Raw genomic sequence first — 18,171 nt, forward strand, 5'->3', positions numbered from 1 at the left:
AAACCATATTAAATCAAAGCGTAAAAATGAGGTGTATTAGCGACGGAAGGAGGAAAGCGTTTGTAACATACTTACCATCTCATTAATCGTCGATATATTTCTACTATTTTTATTCCAGGATGCATAGACCTGAACTGACTTCAAAGCCAGTTCGGGCGGAGGCTGAATAAATTTAATGTCATATTTACGATGATTTTTATAAAAAAGCGCTAATTTCAAAGGCATCAATGCAATCAATGAGGTTCGTTCGATCATGCTCATCAAACCGCTAATCGAATCACTGCGATAGCCGACAATACGCCTGCCAGTATAGTAAAGCTCATCCTTAAATAACTCGCTATCATGATATATCACTGAAGCCCCCATCCCCGGCTGATATAACGCATGACGCGAAGAATAAAAATGATGTAGCGACAGTTGTGAGAGGGTACTCAGCATGTGTTTACTGCTACAGATACAAACAAATGATTTAAAACTATCAATAATTTGATTCTCTATGCCGGACTCCAGCAAAGGTTCGGCACTAATCAACAGATCGCCTTGCGCAGTAAACAGAAGTTCGCTGATATGCTCCCGACTCATATTTCTGACAGTGAAATGATTTATCAAAATACGGTCAAATATATCGCTGTTATAGAGCTGAGAAAGATAATAGCTTTCAACAATATCACTGCCTAATAACGTTATCTGGAACGCTTCATCTTTTTTGCTATTACAGAGAAATGTGTCATCCACCAGTTTCATCACCTGACTGAAATTTTGGTGAATGTCGACAGCCTTAGCTGTGGGGATGAGCCCGCCTTTCCCTCTGCTAAACAGTTCTTCCGGGTAATAACTCTGCAGGCGCTTTAACGCCAGAGAAACGGCAGCCGGTGTAATGCCTAACTTTTTTGCCGCCATAGCCGCATTTCCTGACAAAATAACAGCGTCAAGAATTTTGATTAAATTATAATCAAAGCTCTTGTTGGCACCTTTCGATCCCATTCGCTGTCTGCCTCCGGAAACTAAAAAAAGCAATATAGATAATACTCAAGATAAATCAATTCACAGCATCTAAAAAAGCAATCATTAATGTCATCACATCACGTTTTTTTAAAGAATAAGCGTATACAAAACTGCTGATTAACATCAATTTGTTTATCAGTAAAAACAAAATATCAACAAATGAGAGGATACGATGCGTTTAACAGAAGCCTGGGCGCGTACAGGCAGAAAAAAGCCCGGATATACACCCGGGCTGAAGAAAAATACAACGGGAAAAAGATTAGCGAGTCAATTCGTCAAAGAATTTTTTCACGCCGTCAAAGAAGCTTTTTGAACGCGGGCTGTTTTTCTCTCCCGTCGGGCCGCCAAAACTTTCCTGAAGATCTTTTAGCAATTGCTTCTGTTTTTCGCTCAGACCGACCGGCGTTTCAACCACCACACGGCACAGCAAATCACCCTGCGCGCCACCGCGTACGGACTTCACGCCTTTGCCGCGCATACGGAACAGCTTGCCCGTTTGTGTTTCGCTCGGTACTTTCAGCATCACGCGACCATCTAACGTCGGCACTTCAATTTCACCGCCCAGCGCCGCCATCGCAAAGTTGATCGGCACTTCGCAATAAAGATTATTGCCTTCACGCTCGAAAATAGGGTGTTGTTTCACCTGGACCTGAACATACAAGTCGCCTGCCGGTGCGCCATGCTCGCCCGCTTCGCCCTCGCCTGCCAAACGAATACGATCGCCGGTATCCACGCCCGCCGGGATTTTAACGGACAGAGTTTTACTCTTTTCAACACGCCCATGACCGTGACATTTATGGCACGGATCTTTGATCAGCGTACCGCGTCCCTGACAGTGTGGGCAGGTCTGCTGTACAGCAAAGAATCCCTGGCGCATCTGTACCTGACCAGAACCATGACAGGTCGGACAGGTTTGCGGTTGCGTGCCAGCTTTCGCGCCGCTGCCGTGGCAAACGTCGCACTCCTCCAGCGTCGGAATACGGATCTCTTTGGTCACGCCACGCACCGCTTCTTCCAGGGTGAGATCCATATTATAACGCAAATCAGCCCCACGCGCCGCACGTTGGCGACCACGCCCGCCGCCAAAGATATCGCCAAAAACGTCACCAAAGATATCACTGAAATCAGCGCCGCCATTAAAGCCGCCGCCAAATCCGCCGCCCATACCGCCTTGTTCAAACGCGGCGTGACCATACTGATCGTAGGCTGCGCGTTTTTGCGCATCGGTCAGCACTTCATAGGCTTCTTTAATCTCTTTAAATTTAGCTTCGGCCTCTTTATCACCCTGATTGCGGTCCGGATGATATTTCATGGCCAGGCGCTTATACGCCTTTTTGATTTCACGCTCTTCCGCTGTTTTGGAAACGCCTAAAATCTCGTAGTAATCTCTTTTCGCCATCTCTTTTTATCTGCCCTTAACATGCATACACGGGCGGAGAGGAAACCTCTTCGCCCGTGCCAGTAATTACCCGTTCAAAGGGCGATTATTTTTTATCTTTTACTTCTTCAAACTCAGCGTCGACAACGTCGTCATCTTTCGCGTTGTTTGCAGAAGCGTCAGCGGAGCCAGCCTGCTGCTGCGCATGTTGCTGCTGAGCGATTTCCATCAGTTTCTGGGAAACCTGCGCCAGTTCCTGCATTTTCGCTTCGATAGCGGCTTTATCTTCGCCTTTCAGGGCAGTTTCCAGCGCGCTCAGGGCAGACTCGATAGCGGTTTTGTCATCAGCCGGCAGTTTATCGCCTGCTTCTTCAACCTGCTTACGGGTGCTGTGCAGCAGATGGTCGCCCTGGTTACGGGTCTGAACCAGCTCTTCGAACTTACGGTCAGATTCAGCGTTCGCTTCTGCATCGCGAACCATTTTCTGAATTTCTTCCTCGTTCAGACCAGAAGACGCCTTGATGGTGATCTTCTGCTCTTTACCGCTATTTTTGTCTTTCGCGGAGACGTGCAGGATACCGTCAGCATCGATATCGAAGGTGACTTCGATCTGCGGCATACCGCGCGGCGCCGGGTTGATGCCATCCAGGTTGAACTGACCCAGAGATTTGTTATCAGACGCACGTTTACGCTCACCCTGCAGCACATGGATGGTTACCGCAGACTGGTTGTCTTCCGCAGTAGAGAACACCTGGCTGTGCTTGGTCGGGATGGTGGTGTTTTTGGTGATAAGCGGAGTCATCACGCCACCCATCGTTTCGATACCCAGAGACAGCGGGGTAACGTCCAGCAGCAGTACGTCTTTCACATCACCGGTCAACACGCCGCCCTGTACCGCTGCGCCGATAGCCACAGCTTCGTCCGGGTTAACGTCTTTACGCGGCTCTTTACCAAAGAATTCAGCCACTTTTTTCTGCACCATTGGCATACGGGTCTGACCGCCGACGAGGATCACGTCGTTGATATCAGACACGGACAGGCCAGCGTCCTGCAGTGCGACTTTCAGCGGCTCGATAGAACGGTTCACCAGATCTTCAACCAGGCTTTCCAGTTTCGCACGAGTCACTTTGATGTTCATGTGTTTCGGACCGGTGGCATCTGCGGTAATGTACGGCAGGTTCACGTCGGTCTGCTGCGCAGAAGACAGCTCGATTTTGGCTTTTTCTGCGGCTTCTTTCAGGCGCTGCATTGCCAGCGGATCGTTACGCAGGTCAATGCCCTGATCTTTCTTAAACTCGTCAACGAGGTAGTTGATCAGGCGGGTATCGAAGTCTTCACCACCCAGGTGGGTATCACCGTTGGTTGCCAGAACTTCAAAGGTTTTTTCGCCATCAACTTCGTCGATTTCGATAATAGAGATATCGAAAGTACCACCACCGAGGTCGTAAACCGCGATAGTACGGTTGCCGACTTCTTTATCCAGACCGTAAGCCAGCGCTGCGGCAGTTGGTTCGTTGATGATACGTTTAACTTCCAGCCCCGCGATTCGACCAGCATCTTTGGTTGCCTGACGCTGCGCATCGTTAAAGTAAGCCGGTACGGTGATAACCGCTTCAGTTACCGGTTCGCCCAGATAATCTTCAGCCGTTTTCTTCATTTTCTTCAGCACTTCGGCAGAAATCTGCGGCGGCGCCATTTTCTGACCTTTCACATCAAGCCATGCGTCGCCGTTGTCGGCGCCGATGATTTTGTACGGCATGATAGAAACGTCACGTTGAACTTCTTCGTCCTGGAAGCGGCGGCCAATCAGGCGTTTAATCGCAAACAGGGTGTTTTGCGGGTTTGTCACTGCCTGACGTTTAGCCGGCTGACCAACCAGAGTTTCACCATCCTGGGTATAAGCAATGATAGAAGGCGTAGTGCGATCGCCCTCGGCGTTCTCCAGCACGCGTGCCTGCGTTCCATCCATAATCGCTACACAAGAGTTGGTAGTACCCAGGTCGATACCAATAATTTTACCCATCTAAACGTCTCCACTAAAAATTCGGTCATCATGTGGTTGTGAATCTGTAATAAGGGCGAAACGTGCGGTTTCAACTACCCTGAATCGTTTTTTTTCAGACTCACCACTGCGGTTGACTACAAGATGGGGTCGTAACCCACGTCATCAAGGGGGAGATGAAAAAATTTTTTATTGACGAGAGGGCGCGATGGAAAACCAGACAGATAAATATTCATGAAATAAATTAAAAAACGAATATCATTCACAGAAAAATTGTAATAAAAAGAAAAGATTACAAAACTGAATCGTTGCCATGAGCAGAGTATGATAGACGGTAATTGCTTATTGAACCCGTCAAAGAGAAATTTCATGCGATCTGTGTTAACGATTTCCGTCGGCCTGCTTTTCGGCCTGGCGTTAAGTAGCGTCGCGCACGCGAACGACCATAAAATACTGGGTGTTATTGCCATGCCCAGAAATGAAACGAACGATCTCACGCTGAAAATTCCCGTCTGCCGCATCGTGAAGCGCATTCAACTCACGGCGGATCACGGCGACATCGAACTTAGCGGCGCATCCGTCTATTTTAAAACTGCGCGTAGCGCCAGCCAAAGCCTGAACGTCCCTTCCTCAATCAAAGAGGGCCAGACAACAGGCTGGATCAATATTAATAGCGATAACGACAACAAACGCTGCGTATCAAAGATTACCTTCTCAGGCCATACGGTAAATTCTTCCGATATGGCGAGACTTAAAGTCATTGGCGACGATTAATCGCTGTTATTTCTATTCCAAAAGCCAGACTGAAAATGAACGTCACCTATTTACACGACGAGGATTTAGACTTTCTTCAGCATTGTAGCGAAGAACAACTCGCCGATTTCGCCCGTTTGCTGACGCATAACGAAAAGGGCAAGGCTCGCTTGTCGAGCGTCCTTAGTCATAACGAACTGTTCAAAGCGATGGAAGGTCACCCGGAGCAACACCGCCGTAACTGGCAGCTCATTGCCGGCGAGTTTCAGCATTACGGCGGCGACAGTATCGCCAACAAATTGCGCGGACACGGAAAACAGTACCGCGCAATTCTGCTGGATGTCGCAAAACGGCTAAAACTCAAAGCAGATAAAAGCATGTCGACGTTTGAAATAGAACAGCAACTGCTGGAGCATTTTTTACGTCATACCTGGCAGAAGATGGACGCGGCGCATAAGCAGGAATTTCTGCAAGCCGTAGACGCCAAAGTTTCTGAACTGGAAGAACTGCTGCCGCTGCTCATGAAAGATCGCAGTCTGGCAAAAGGGGTCTCCCACCTGCTTTCCACCCAGCTTACCCGCATTTTGCGTACCCATGCCGCAATGAGCATCCTGGGCCACGGATTGCTGCGCGGCGCAGGTCTTGGCGGCCCGGTCGGCGCGGCATTAAACGGCGTCAAAGCGATGAGCGGCAGCGCGTATCGCGTGACTATTCCGGCGGTCTTGCAAATAGCCTGCCTGCGACGAATGATGGCAGCCGTTCAGGCGTGAATGCCCTCACTGGGGGAAATATTTTCTTTTCCCCCTTATTAGATCATAGACAGTCCTCTTCCCCCTGATTATTATGCCGCGCCCCGAATACGGAACTCGTTATTCTGGGAAACTATTTCACCATTCAATTATGATGATTTTGAGGAATTATGGGCAACACTAAGTTGGCTAATCCGGCACCGCTGGGCCTGATGGGCTTCGGCATGACCACCATTCTGCTTAACCTGCACAATGCCGGTTTTTTCGCCCTGGACGGTATTATTCTGGCGATGGGGATTTTCTACGGCGGTATCGCGCAAATTTTTGCCGGTCTGCTGGAGTACAAAAAAGGCAATACCTTTGGTTTAACGGCCTTTACCTCTTACGGTTCGTTCTGGCTGACGCTGGTCGCTATCCTGCTGATGCCGAAAATGGGTCTGACGGATGCGCCTGACGCTCAGCTACTCGGCGCTTATTTAGGTCTGTGGGGCGTGTTCACGCTGTTTATGTTCTTCGGTACGCTGAAAGCCGCCCGCGCGCTGCAATTTGTTTTCCTGAGCCTGACCGTACTGTTCGCTCTGCTGGCGGTCGGCAATATCACCGGTAACGAAGCCATTATCCATATCGCAGGCTGGGTTGGTCTGGTTTGCGGCGCCAGCGCTATTTATCTGGCGATGGGTGAAGTGCTAAACGAGCAATTTGGCCGCACTATTCTGCCAATCGGCGAGGCGCACTAAATCTCTTTTATTCCTCCCGCACCGGGAGGAATAACCCTACTATCAGTATTTTCCGGTCAGGACGACATATTCTCACGTCTGGCGCTCTTTGGACGGAAAGCGGCAACCACTTCCGGCGCGGTTTCGACATACGGCCCGTCAAGCAGCTGTATGCAATACGGCACGCTCGCAAAAATGCCCGGCACGCTAACGCTGCCATCGTCCGCTTTTACGCCTTCCAGCGTTTCTTTGATCGATTTTGGCTGTCCAGGCAGATTAAGAATTAACGCCTGTTTACGGATAACGCCCACCTGGCGGGAAAGAATGGCGGTCGGCACAAAGCGCAGGCTGATCTGGCGCATCTGTTCGCCAAAACCTGGCATTTCACGGTCAGCGATGGCAAGGGTCGCGTCCGGCGTGACGTCGCGACGTGCCGGACCGGTACCGCCAGTGGTCAGCACCAGATGACAGCTCATCTCATCAACCAGTTCACACAACGTTTGCTCGATAATTTCCTGTTCATCAGGAATTAAGCGCCGCTGAACCTCGAAAGGCGTGGTCAGCGCAGAAGCGAGCCACTCCTCAAGCGCAGGAATGCCTTTATCCTGGTAAACGCCGCTTGAAGCGCGGTCGGAGATAGAAACTAAGCCAATACGTAAGGTATCCATGATTATTCCGTTTAAACAGTCTCGTTAAACAGAATGATACACTGCGAAGGGAAGGACAGACAGGTTTCAGAAGAGGTAGCGTGACCCATATCAGGGCCACGCGTTAATGATTACAGCAGATCGCCGATCATTTTTTCCAGTTTTTCCTGGTCTACCGCAAACTTACGGATACCATCCGCCAGTTTGTCAACCGCCATGGGGTCCTGGTGATGCTGCCACAGGAACTCGGCTTCGGTAATGCGTTCCGGGCGCGCTTTGACTTCGCCGGAGAAAGAGAGCTTACGCTCAATCGCCCCTTCGCTTTCCGCCAGTTCTTTCAGCAATGCCGGTGCGATAGTCAGGCGGTCGCAGCCCGCCAGCTCCAGAATTTCGCCTACGTTACGGAAGCTTGCGCCCATAACGACGGTTTCGTAACCATGCTGTTTGTAGTACTCGTAGATTTCCGTTACGGAAACCACGCCCGGATCTTCAGCTGGCGCATAGTCTTTCTTGTCGGTATTGGCTTTATACCAGTCAAGAATACGACCTACGAACGGCGAGATCAGGTAGACGCCCGCTTCGGCGCACGCACGCGCCTGCGCGAAGGAGAACAGCAGCGTCAGGTTACAGTTGATGCCTTCTTTTTCCAGCTGTTCGGCTGCGCGAATGCCCTGCCAGGTGGACGCCAGCTTGATCAGGATACGATCGTTGCTGATACCCGCATCATTGTAGAGTTTAATGATACGTTTTGCTTTGGCGATAGACGCTTCAGTGTCATAAGACAGACGCGCGTCAACTTCGGTAGAAATACGCCCCGGCACCAGCTTCAGGATTTCCAGGCCAATATTCACCGCCAGCTTATCGGTCGCGTCAACAACCTGCTGCGCGCGGTCGCTGCTCTGCTGCTTCGCCCAGGCGACAGCATCGTCAATCAGCTTACGATATTCCGGGATTTGCGCTGCGTTAAGAATGAGAGAAGGGTTAGTTGTAGCATCCTGCGGCTGGTACAGCTTCATTGCCGCGATATCTCCGGTATCAGCCACTACGGTGGTGAACTGACGAAGGGAGGTCAATTTGTCCGTCATGATAGAGTTTCTCTTTAAACAGCTTGTTAGGGGATGTAACCGGTCTACCCTGATGATAACACGACGCACTCACAGCGCAACCGCCTACATGCACCTGGCTGCCCTTGTGAACTGTTTGCGTATCTGCCGACGGTTGATGCGCAATTAAAGGATACCGCCGTATTTATGGTAAACTGCCGTTAATATTAGTCTGACAAGGTCATCTACATCATGGGTCACGCTTATACAGGATCATCAAAGCGTGACGGCATCAACAAGAGGGACGTTAATGCCTGAGTTTTTCAGTTTTATTAACGAAATACTCTGGGGCTCGGTAATGATTTACCTGCTGCTCGGCGCAGGATGTTGGTTTACCTGGCGTACCGGATTCATTCAATTTCGTTATATTCGCCAATTTAGCCGCAGTCTGAAAGGCAGCCTTAGCCCGCAGCCAGGCGGCCTGACGTCATTTCAGGCACTGTGTACCAGCCTCGCGGCGCGGATTGGCAGCGGTAATCTGGCCGGCGTGGCGCTGGCTATCGCCGCAGGCGGTCCCGGCGCGGTATTCTGGATGTGGGTCTCGGCCATCATTGGCATGGCGACCTCCTTCGCCGAGTGTTCGCTTGCCCAGCTTTATAAAGAACGTGACCCGACAGGCCAGTTCCGCGGCGGCCCGGCGTGGTATATGGCGCGTGGGCTGGGAATGCGCTGGATGGGCGTGGTTTTCGCCCTCTTTCTGCTCGTCGCCTACGGGTTGATTTTTAATAGCGTGCAGGCGAATGCCGTCTCACGCGCGCTCCATTTCGCCTTCAACATTCCGCCGCTTATCTCCGGCATTGCTCTGGCGTTCTGTGCCCTGTTAATTATCATTCGCGGCATCAAAGGCGTCGCCCGTCTGATGCAATGGCTGATTCCCCTCATCGCGTTATTGTGGGTCGCCGGCAGCGTATTCATTTGCCTCTGGCATATTGAGCAAATGCCTGGCGTTATCGCCTCGATAGTCAAAAGCGCATTTGGCTGGCAGGAAGCCGCGGCAGGCGCAGCCGGATATACGCTCACCCAGGCTATTACCAGCGGTTTTCAGCGTGGGATGTTCTCTAATGAAGCGGGAATGGGGTCAACGCCTAATGCGGCCGCAGCGGCAACGTCGTATCCACCTCATCCTGTCGCGCAGGGGATTGTGCAAATGATTGGCGTATTCAGCGACACCATTATCATCTGTACCGCCAGCGCGATGATTATCCTGCTGGCGGGGAATCACGCGTCCCATTCGTCAACAGAAGGCATTCAGCTTCTCCAACATGCAATGGTTTCGTTGACCGGTGAATGGGGCGCCAGTTTTGTCGCGCTTATCGTCATTCTGTTCGCGTTCAGTTCTATCGTCGCCAACTATATTTACGCCGAGAACAATCTGTTTTTTCTGCGGTTACATAACGCAAAGGCCATCTGGCTATTACGCCTTGCGACGCTTGGCATGGTCATCGCCGGTACGCTCATCAGTTTTCCGCTGATATGGCAGCTCGCTGACATGATCATGGCCTGTATGGCTATTACCAATCTGACGGCGATTTTGTTGCTCTCACCGGTGGTGTATACCCTCGCCGGCGATTATCTGCGACAACGGAAACTGGGCGTAAGACCGCAGTTCGATCCGCGGCGCTTCCCGGATATCGAACCACAACTGGCGCCAGATACCTGGGATGCGGCATCGCGCGATTAAGCCGACAATCGCAACCATCGGTCAACTCTGCGGCGTTTTTTTGCTAAAGTCGCAGAAAATTCCCTGCAAGGACTGGATATGCTGATTCTGATTTCACCTGCAAAAACGCTTGATTATCAAAGCCCGCTGGCCACGACCCGCTATACCCAGCCGGAGCTATTGGATCACAGCCAGCAGCTTATTCAACAGGCCCGCCAGCTTTCGGCGCCGCAAATTTCCAGGCTGATGGGAATTAGCGACAAACTGGCGGATCTCAACGCCACGCGTTTTCATGACTGGCAGCCTCATTTTACGCCGGATAATGCACGCCAGGCGATTCTGGCGTTCAAAGGCGATGTTTATACCGGCCTACAGGCGGAAACGTTCAACGACGCGGATTTTGATTTTGCTCAACAACATCTGCGTATGCTCTCTGGCTTGTATGGCGTATTGCGCCCGCTGGATTTAATGCAGCCTTATCGTCTGGAGATGGGGATTCGCCTGGAGAATCCGCGCGGCAAAGATCTTTATCAATTCTGGGGCGATATCATTACCGATAAGCTCAACGAAGCGCTTGAAGCGCAGGGCGATCGGGTGGTGGTGAATCTGGCCTCTGAGGAATATTTTAAATCGGTGAAGCCGAAGAAACTGAATGCCGAACTGATTAAGCCCGTGTTCCTTGATGAGAAAAACGGCAAGTTTAAGGTGGTAAGCTTCTACGCCAAAAAAGCGCGCGGACTGATGAGCCGTTTTATTATTGAAAACCGCTTAACGAAGCCGGAACAGCTTATCGCGTTTGACCGTGAAGGGTATTTCTTTGATGAAGAAACCTCCACACAAGACGAGCTGGTCTTTAAACGCTACGAGCGGTAACGGCATCGCCGGATGGCGGTTACGCCTTATCCGGCCTACAAATCGACACCACCCCATAGGCCCGGTAAGCGACAGCGCCACCGGGCGCAATGGTTACTGGCGGGTCATCATCAGCTTACGCAGGGCGGCAAAATCCGCAGGCAGATGATGTGAAAGCAGCGGCAGGTCGGCGCGTTCGGCGAGCGCTTCAGGCAAGGCCAGAGTTTCTCCCAGAATGGACTCCACGCTTTCTTTAAACTTCGCCGGATGCGCCGTTCCGAGAAACAAGCCATACTCGCCAGGGTTTAACTGGTCGCGTAATGCCCGATACGCTACCGCCGCATGAGGTTCCGAGATATAACCTTTCGCTTTCAGCTCGCGCATCGTCTGTTGTGTCGTAGTGTCATCCACCGCCGCATAGCCCAGCTCAGTCAGACGCCAGATTTTACGGCGGAATAGCTCCTCCACGCGCGGCCAGTTATTCGGCTGGCTGACATCCATCGCATTCGACAGGGTCGCCTGCGTCGCTTTCGGCGCCCACTTTCCGTCATGCAGAAAACGCGGCACCGTGTCGTTGACGTTGGTGGCGGCGATAAAACGTTTCACCGGTAGGCCTAACGACTTCGCCAGCAGCCCTGCCGTCAAATCGCCAAAGTTGCCGCTGGGGACGGAGATCACCAGTTGGTTACGCGCCCCCTGCGGCAGTTGCGCCACGGCTTCAAAGTAGTAGCAAATTTGCGCCAACAGGCGGCTGATATTAATCGAATTAGCCGAATTCAGCCCCAGCGCCGTTTTCAGTTCTTCGTCATCAAATGCCTGTTTCACCAGCGCCTGGCAAGCGTCGAAATCGCCGTCGATCGCCACGGTTTCAATGTTGCCGCCCAGCGTACAGAACAGTTTTTCCTGCAACGGACTGATTTTACCGCGCGGGTAGAGAATGACGACCCGCACATTTTCCAGGCCATAGAACGCGTGAGCCACCGCCGCGCCGGTATCGCCTGACGTTGCAGTCAGAATCGTCACCGGTTTGTCGCCGCTGATATGCGTCAGCATTTGCGCCATAAAACGCCCGCCGAAGTCTTTAAAGGCCAGCGTCGGACCATGGAACAGCTCCAGGCAGCCGACATCGCTTTCTACCTGCGCTACCGGCGCCGGGAAAGCAAACGCCGCGCGGACGCGCTCTTCCAGAATTTGCTGCGGTATTTCATCGCCAATAAATGCCGAGAGGATCTTTGCGCTACGGCTGACAAAGTCCTGGTTGAGCATCTCATCAATTTCCGTCAGGCTAAACTCCGGCAGATCGTGCGGAAAAAAAAGTCCCTGCTGTTTGCCCAGCCCTTGCGTGACGGCCTGCGCAAAGCTGACCTGCTCATTATGGTCTTTCAGATTATAGAGTTTCATTGATTATCCCACTACTCGTGCGCCCGCCGTATCCAGCCGGCAAATATGAACGAAGCCTTCCTGATTTTGCAGATAATGTTTGCTCAGCCAGTCCGCGACGCGCTGCGCCGTCTCCGGTTTATCGCATAGCGCAAACAGCGTCGGCCCCGATCCTGAAATCCCGCTCGCCAGCGCGCCGATCTCCGACACCGCCTGCCGCGCCTGGCTAAAGCCCGGCAGTAAACGCGCGCGGTATGGTTCGGCAATAACATCTTTCATCAGCGCGGCGGCAAGCTGCGGCTGCCGCGAGTAACAGGCGTGAATAAAACCGGCCAGATGCCGTCCATGCGCAATGCAATCCTGACGGCGATACTGCGCAGGCAAAATGGCCCGTGCTTCTGCGGTGGAAACTTTAATGCCCGGATAAGCCAGTACCCATAGCCACTCATCAAAGCCCGGCACCTGCTGACTAATAATGCCGTTTTCTTCAATCATCAGCTGCATACCGCCAAGAAAACACGGCGCGACGTTATCGTAATGGATGCTGCCGGAGATACGGCCTTCCAGCTCGCCCATCAGCGCCAACAGACGCGTGTCGTTTAACGGTTTGCCGCAGTGCTCATTCATCGCGACCAGCGCGGCGACGACGGAACAGGCGCTGGACCCTAACCCGGAACCAATCGGCATATTTTTTTCCAGCGTCATCGCCACCGGGATGGTTTTCCCCAATGCCTGGCAAAAACGTTCCCAGCACTGATAAACAATATTTTCACGCGGCTCCGGCGGCAGTTTATCGGCAAATCGCCCCAGGTTATGCAGACGGAAATGGTCCGCTGCTTCAACGGATACCACATCGCCCAGCAACGTGCCGTCAACGGGTGTGACGGCTGCGCCCAACACGTCGAAACCGACGCTCATGTTCGCGCTGGAAGCCGGGGCATACACTTTCACCATGTTAAACTCCTAACTTCCATGAGAGGGTCCGTAACAGATCGGCAAACACGCCCGCCGCCGTCACATCATTGCCTGCGCCGTAGCCGCGCAGCACCAACGGCAAGGGCTGATAATAGTGGCTGTAGAACGCCAGCGCGTTTTCACCGTTTTTCACTTTGAAGAGCGGATCGTTACCATCAACTTCGGCAATCTTCACGCGGCACACGCCATCCTCTTCGATATTGCCCACATAGCGCAATACCTTACCTTCATCACGAGCTTTCGCCACACGGGCGGCAAACGCGTCGTCAAGCTGCGGCAGATGCGCCATAAAGGCGGTCACATCGCCGGAGGCGTCAAACTCGTCCGGCAACACCGGTTCAATCACGATATCGGAAAGCTCCAGCTCGCGACCCGTCTCGCGGGCGAGGATCAACAGTTTACGCGCCACATCCATACCGGAAAGATCGTCGCGCGGATCGGGTTCGGTATAGCCCATCTCGCGCGCCAGCGCGGTCGCCTGTGAGAGACTCATCCCCTCTTCCAGTTTACCGAAAATAAAAGAGAGCGACCCGGAAAGAATGCCGGAAAATTTTTGCAGTTCATCACCCGCATTCAGCAGGTTTTGCAGGTTTTCGATTACCGGCAAACCGGCGCCGACGTTGGTGTCATACAAGAATTTGCGCCGTGATTGCGCGGCGGCGAAACGTAGCTGATGGTAGTAGTCCATCGACGAGGTGTTCGCTTTCTTGTTTGGCGTCACCACATGGAATCCTTCACGCAGGAAGTCGGCATACTGGTCGGCCACCGCCTGACTGGAGGTACAATCAACAATCACCGGATTGAGTAGATGATATTCTTTCACCAGGCGAATTAAGCGTCCCAGATTGAACGGCGCGTTCGCTTGCGCCAGTTCCGCCTGCCAGTTGTCCAGATTCAGGCCATGCACATTGGTTAGCAACGCCTTTGAGTTCGCCACGCCGCACACGCGTAGATCGATGTGCTTGTTCTTCAGCCAGGTTTGCTGACGTTTAAGCTGTTCCAGTAGCGCGCCGCCGACGCCGCCGACGCCAATGACAAACACTTCAATCACCTGATCGGTATTGAACAGCATCTGGTGCGTTACCCGCACGCCGGTGGTGGCATCGTCGTTATTCACCACCACAGAAATGGAACGCTCAGAAGATCCCTGAGCGATCGCCACGATATTGATATTAGCCCGCGCCAGCGCGGCGAAGAATTTCGCTGAAATGCCGCGTAGCGTGCGCATACCGTCGCCGACAACAGAGATAATCGCCAACCGCTCCGTAACCGCCAGCGGCTCCAGCAGCCCCTCTTTCAGCTCCAGATAGAACTCATCCTGCATCGCACGGCGGGCACGCGCGCAGTCACTCTGCGGCACACAGAAGCTGATGCTGTACTCAGAGGAGGACTGGGTAATGAGCACCACCGAGATCCCGGCGCGAGACATGGCGGCGAAAACACGCGCCGCCATCCCAATCATCCCTTTCATTCCAGGGCCGGAGACGCTAAACATCGCCATGTTGTTAAGGTTAGAGATCCCTTTGACCGGCAGATTATCATCGTCGCTGGACGCGCCGATCAGCGTTCCTGGCGCCTGCGGATTACCGGTATTTTTAATCAGACAGGGGATCTGGAACTGGGCGATGGGCGTAATGGTGCGAGGGTGAAGAACTTTGGCGCCGAAGTAAGAGAGTTCCATCGCTTCCTGGTAGGACATCGATTTCAGCAGCCTGGCGTCCGGCACCTGGCGCGGGTCACAGGTATACACGCCATCGACGTCAGTCCAGATTTCACAGCAGTCAGCGCGTAAACAGGCGGCCAGCACGGCGGCAGAGTAGTCAGAGCCATTACGCCCCAGCACCACCAGTTCACCCTTTTCATTACCGGCAGTAAAGCCCGCCATCAGGATCATGTGATCGGCCGGGATCTGGCTGGCGGCGATACGGCGAGTCGATTCCGCGATATCGACGGTAGATTCAAGGTAATGGCCCACCGCCAGCAGTTTTTCTACCGGATCGACCACCGTGACGCGATGTCCACGCGCCTCCAGGAGTCCCGCCATAATCGCGATCGACATTTTTTCGCCACGGCAAATCAGCGCGGCGTTGATGCTATCCGGGCACTGACCCAGCAGGCTGATACCATGCAGAACATGTTTGATCTGAGCGAATTCTTGTTCGACAACCATTTTCAACCGTGCAAGCGGGAATCCCGGCTGCGCGCTGGCAAGTCCTGCGAGCAGGTCAGAAAAAATACGTTCGGCATCGCTGATATTCGGCAAAGCATCCTGGCCGCCGATAGTTTTTTCAATCATCGCCACCAGATGGTTGGTAATTTTCGCGGGGGCGGAAAGTACGGTCGCTACCTGCCCTTGCCTGGCATTGCTTTCCAGAATATCGGCAACACGCAGAAAACGTTCTGCATTTGCCACTGATGTACCGCCGAACTTCAACACTCGCATGGTTGTTACCTCGTGATCTCTGGTCGAAAAAAAAGCCCGCACTGTTCAGGTGCGGGCTTTTTTCTGTGTTTCCTGTACGCGTCAGCCCGCACCGTTACCTGTGGTAATGGTGATGGTGGTAATGGTGGTGGTGCTGATGCGGTTCATGGATGTTGTGTACTCTGTCATTTTTATTTGTCTGTCTTGTATTCCTATATTGGTTAAAGTATCTGCCCGCCTAAGTCAATAAATTTTTAAATTGATCACATTCCGAAATTTGTTCATGTGCTGCTGGCGATATATTTATTTTCAACCAATTCCCCCTGTTATGATCTCTTGAAACCAGACGTAATCTCTTATTATTTTAAAAATTACAGCACGTTATTTTGTTAGTTTTTTTTCAATATCATGAACCAAACGGTGCAACATTACCGTATCTCGCTGTCCCAGCAGGCCGATTCGCTGTTGTAGCCAGTCGGTTAATTTGTGGTCATCGGCCGCCTCCAGAGTCGTTAACAGACGTAAAAGGCGCGCGCGTAACGCCTGTAACTGCGATTCATCAGCAATATCAACGGATTCAGTGGTCTGTTGCATTAAACCTGCTAATTGATAGCAATACACCATGACCGCCTGCCCCAGATTGAGCGAAGGGTAATCCGCCGCCATCGGCACGCCGGTCAGTACATCCGCCAGCGCCAGCTCGTCGTTGGTCAGACCGGAATCCTCACGGCCAAAAACCAGCGCGGCATGACGCATCCAGCGTGATTTTTCCTGTAATAAGGGAACCAGTTCAGCGGGCGAAGCGTAGTAATGAAATTTTGCCCGGCTGCGGGCTGTCGTCGCGACGGTAAAATCCACATCGTGGAGCGCGTCGGCAAGGGTGTGGAAAACCTCAATATTATCAATAATATCTCCAGATCCATGTGCGACCCAACGGGTGGCGGGCTCCAGGTGCGCCTGGCTGTCGACAATACGCAGGTCAGTAAATCCCATGGTCTTCATAGCCCGGGCGGCTGCGCCGATATTTTCCGCTCTGGCGGGAGCGACAAGAACGATTGTTACACGCATTTCATTACTCTTTTTGACTAATTTACAGGAAATTAGCTGGCGTTTGTAAGCATATTACGCTTCGCAAATTTACAAAATTTTAACGGATATCACTGAAAAAGCATTTTTGATTTCGTAAAAGACGCTACACTATTGCGTATCTGTACTATTGCTGTTTATGTTAACAGAACATCGTTATCCTGCTGTTTATTTAGGATAATTTAATTTAAAATAGATCCTGTTCTTTGGATTCATCACATTTATTAGTTGGCTTACGTAACTAGTTGGAATATTGCAAATTTGTGATGAAAGCTAGCATTTAGCTACGATGATTTCATCAAACTGTTAACGTGCTACAATTGAACTTGATATATGTCAACGAAGCGTAGTTTTATTAGGTGTCCGGTACGTCTTAGCCTGTTATGTTGCTGTTAAAATGGTTAGGATGACAGCCGTTTTTGACACTGTCGGGTCCAGAGGGAAAGTACCCACGACCAAGCTAATGATGTTGTTGACGTTGATGGAAAGTGCATCAAGAACGCAATTACGTACTTTAGTCATGTTACGCCGATCATGTTAATTTGCGACATGCATCAGGCAGGTCAGGGACTTTTGTACTTCCTGTTTCGATTTAGTTGGCAATTTAGGTAGCAAACATGCAGACCCCGCACATTCTTATCGTTGAAGACGAGTTGGTAACACGCAACACGTTGAAAAGTATTTTCGAAGCGGAAGGCTATGATGTATTCGAAGCGACAGATGGCGCGGAAATGCATCAGATCCTCTCTGAATATGACATCAACCTGGTGATCATGGATATCAATCTGCCAGGGAAAAACGGTCTCCTGTTAGCGCGTGAACTGCGTGAACAGGCTAACGTTGCGCTGATGTTCCTGACGGGCCGCGATAACGAAGTCGACAAAATTCTCGGCCTCGAAATCGGCGCGGATGATTACATCACCAAACCGTTTAACCCACGCGAATTGACCATCCGTGCCCGCAACCTGCTGTCCCGTACCATGAACTTGGGTACCGTCAGCGAAGAGCGTCGTAGCGTTGAAAGCTACAAGTTCAACGGTTGGGAACTGGATATCAACAGTCGTTCACTGATCGGCCCGGACGGCGAGCAGTATAAACTACCGCGCAGCGAGTTCCGCGCGATGCTTCACTTCTGCGAAAACCCTGGCAAAATTCAGTCACGCGCAGAGCTGTTGAAGAAAATGACCGGGCGTGAGCTGAAGCCGCATGACCGTACTGTTGACGTTACCATTCGTCGTATTCGTAAGCATTTCGAATCCACGCCGGATACGCCGGAAATCATCGCCACCATTCACGGCGAAGGTTATCGCTTCTGCGGCGACCTGCAGGATTAATTCGGCCCAGGCGCCAAACCGTAAAAACAGCCGGTAAGTTATTCTTACTGGCTGTTTCTTATGCCCCCCTTCTGCTAAGCGGCCTCGCTTTCCCTCCTGACCTGCCGTT

17 protein-coding genes and 1 other annotated feature are annotated in these 18,171 nt (G+C 51.9%); of the genes, 6 read left to right on the plus strand and 11 right to left on the minus strand.

All coding sequences use genetic code 11. From position 1 onward, the window contains the following. Nucleotides 1-36 precede the first annotated feature (36 nt). From HU143_RS19035 to dnaK, 3 genes are all read right to left on the minus strand, one after another. Entirely contained in the window at nucleotides 37-984 is a 948-nt protein-coding gene (locus tag HU143_RS19035) for a LysR family transcriptional regulator (RefSeq protein ID WP_000534910.1), read from the minus strand. A 280-nt stretch (nucleotides 985-1,264) separates the two neighbouring features. After that, nucleotides 1,265-2,404 carry a molecular chaperone DnaJ gene (gene dnaJ / locus HU143_RS19040; RefSeq protein ID WP_195184458.1) on the minus strand — a complete coding sequence of 380 codons (1,140 nt, stop codon included), beginning with the start codon at nucleotides 2,402-2,404 and terminating at the stop codon, nucleotides 1,265-1,267. A gap of 85 nt (nucleotides 2,405-2,489) precedes the next feature. Next, nucleotides 2,490-4,406, minus strand: a complete 1,917-nt coding sequence (dnaK, locus tag HU143_RS19045) for a molecular chaperone DnaK (RefSeq protein ID WP_000516126.1) — start codon at nucleotides 4,404-4,406, stop codon at nucleotides 2,490-2,492. A 348-nt stretch (nucleotides 4,407-4,754) separates the two neighbouring features. Here dnaK and HU143_RS19050 point away from each other — a divergent pair, with 348 nt between their 5' ends. The 3 genes from HU143_RS19050 to satP all read left to right on the plus strand — a co-directional run bounded on the left by HU143_RS19050 (nucleotide 4,755) and on the right by satP (nucleotide 6,624). Continuing rightward, nucleotides 4,755-5,159, plus strand: coding sequence for a DUF2541 family protein (locus HU143_RS19050; RefSeq protein WP_001258094.1), 405 nt, complete (start codon nucleotides 4,755-4,757; stop codon nucleotides 5,157-5,159). A 35-nt stretch (nucleotides 5,160-5,194) separates the two neighbouring features. Continuing rightward, nucleotides 5,195-5,908 (plus strand): acidic protein MsyB, encoded by a 714-nt coding sequence (gene msyB / locus HU143_RS19055; protein ID WP_001103477.1) that lies wholly within the window; start codon nucleotides 5,195-5,197, stop codon nucleotides 5,906-5,908. A gap of 149 nt (nucleotides 5,909-6,057) precedes the next feature. Then, entirely contained in the window at nucleotides 6,058-6,624 is a 567-nt protein-coding gene (gene satP, locus HU143_RS19060) for an acetate uptake transporter (protein ID WP_000528525.1), read from the plus strand. A gap of 56 nt (nucleotides 6,625-6,680) precedes the next feature. On the opposite strand, the gene mog is transcribed toward satP, so the two are convergent. Together mog and tal are read right to left on the minus strand one after the other, a co-directional pair. Then, entirely contained in the window at nucleotides 6,681-7,271 is a 591-nt protein-coding gene (mog, locus tag HU143_RS19065; RefSeq protein ID WP_000380373.1) for a molybdopterin adenylyltransferase, read from the minus strand. Between the two features lie 110 nt (nucleotides 7,272-7,381). Next, nucleotides 7,382-8,335, minus strand: a complete 954-nt coding sequence (gene tal / locus HU143_RS19070; RefSeq protein WP_000130175.1) for a transaldolase — start codon at nucleotides 8,333-8,335, stop codon at nucleotides 7,382-7,384. 268 nt (nucleotides 8,336-8,603) lie between these two features. Here tal and HU143_RS19075 point away from each other — a divergent pair, with 268 nt between their 5' ends. Then, nucleotides 8,604-10,034: an alanine/glycine:cation symporter family protein gene (locus HU143_RS19075; protein ID WP_001113816.1), complete on the plus strand. Its 1,431-nt coding sequence runs from the start codon at nucleotides 8,604-8,606 to the stop codon at nucleotides 10,032-10,034. Between the two features lie 78 nt (nucleotides 10,035-10,112). Further along, nucleotides 10,113-10,886, plus strand: coding sequence for a peroxide stress protein YaaA (yaaA, locus tag HU143_RS19080; protein ID WP_023226889.1), 774 nt, complete (start codon nucleotides 10,113-10,115; stop codon nucleotides 10,884-10,886). A 93-nt stretch (nucleotides 10,887-10,979) separates the two neighbouring features. Here yaaA and thrC read toward each other — a convergent pair whose 3' ends face one another. The 6 genes from thrC to yjjY form a co-directional block, all read right to left on the minus strand. After that, the gene (gene thrC / locus HU143_RS19085) at nucleotides 10,980-12,266 is read right to left on the minus strand and encodes a threonine synthase (RefSeq protein WP_000781105.1); all 1,287 of its coding nucleotides are present in this window, start codon (nucleotides 12,264-12,266) and stop codon (nucleotides 10,980-10,982) included. Between the two features lie 3 nt (nucleotides 12,267-12,269). Continuing rightward, nucleotides 12,270-13,199 (minus strand): homoserine kinase, encoded by a 930-nt coding sequence (thrB, locus tag HU143_RS19090; RefSeq protein ID WP_000241685.1) that lies wholly within the window; start codon nucleotides 13,197-13,199, stop codon nucleotides 12,270-12,272. Nucleotide 13,200: 1 nt separating this feature from the next. Then, nucleotides 13,201-15,663, minus strand: a complete 2,463-nt coding sequence (gene thrA / locus HU143_RS19095; RefSeq protein ID WP_023226890.1) for a bifunctional aspartate kinase/homoserine dehydrogenase I — start codon at nucleotides 15,661-15,663, stop codon at nucleotides 13,201-13,203. A gap of 25 nt (nucleotides 15,664-15,688) precedes the next feature. Beyond that, nucleotides 15,689-15,809 (minus strand) — a sequence feature (Thr leader region). Further along, nucleotides 15,745-15,810 (minus strand): thr operon leader peptide, encoded by a 66-nt coding sequence (thrL, locus tag HU143_RS19100; protein ID WP_001575544.1) that lies wholly within the window; start codon nucleotides 15,808-15,810, stop codon nucleotides 15,745-15,747. (Overlaps the previous feature by 65 nt.) Nucleotides 15,811-16,023: 213 nt before the next feature. Further along, nucleotides 16,024-16,710: a tRNA/rRNA methyltransferase gene (locus tag HU143_RS19105; protein ID WP_001266769.1), complete on the minus strand. Its 687-nt coding sequence runs from the start codon at nucleotides 16,708-16,710 to the stop codon at nucleotides 16,024-16,026. A gap of 399 nt (nucleotides 16,711-17,109) precedes the next feature. Then, nucleotides 17,110-17,250, minus strand: a complete 141-nt coding sequence (gene yjjY, locus HU143_RS19110) for a protein YjjY (protein ID WP_001541509.1) — start codon at nucleotides 17,248-17,250, stop codon at nucleotides 17,110-17,112. 95 nt (nucleotides 17,251-17,345) lie between these two features. Between yjjY and arcA the strand changes: the two genes are divergently transcribed. Then, nucleotides 17,346-18,062 (plus strand): two-component system response regulator ArcA, encoded by a 717-nt coding sequence (gene arcA / locus HU143_RS19115; RefSeq protein WP_001194359.1) that lies wholly within the window; start codon nucleotides 17,346-17,348, stop codon nucleotides 18,060-18,062. The last annotated feature ends 109 nt before the right edge of the window (nucleotides 18,063-18,171 follow it).

The organism is Salmonella sp. SJTUF14076, assembly GCF_015534835.1.
GTDB lineage: Bacteria > Pseudomonadota > Gammaproteobacteria > Enterobacterales > Enterobacteriaceae > Salmonella > Salmonella enterica.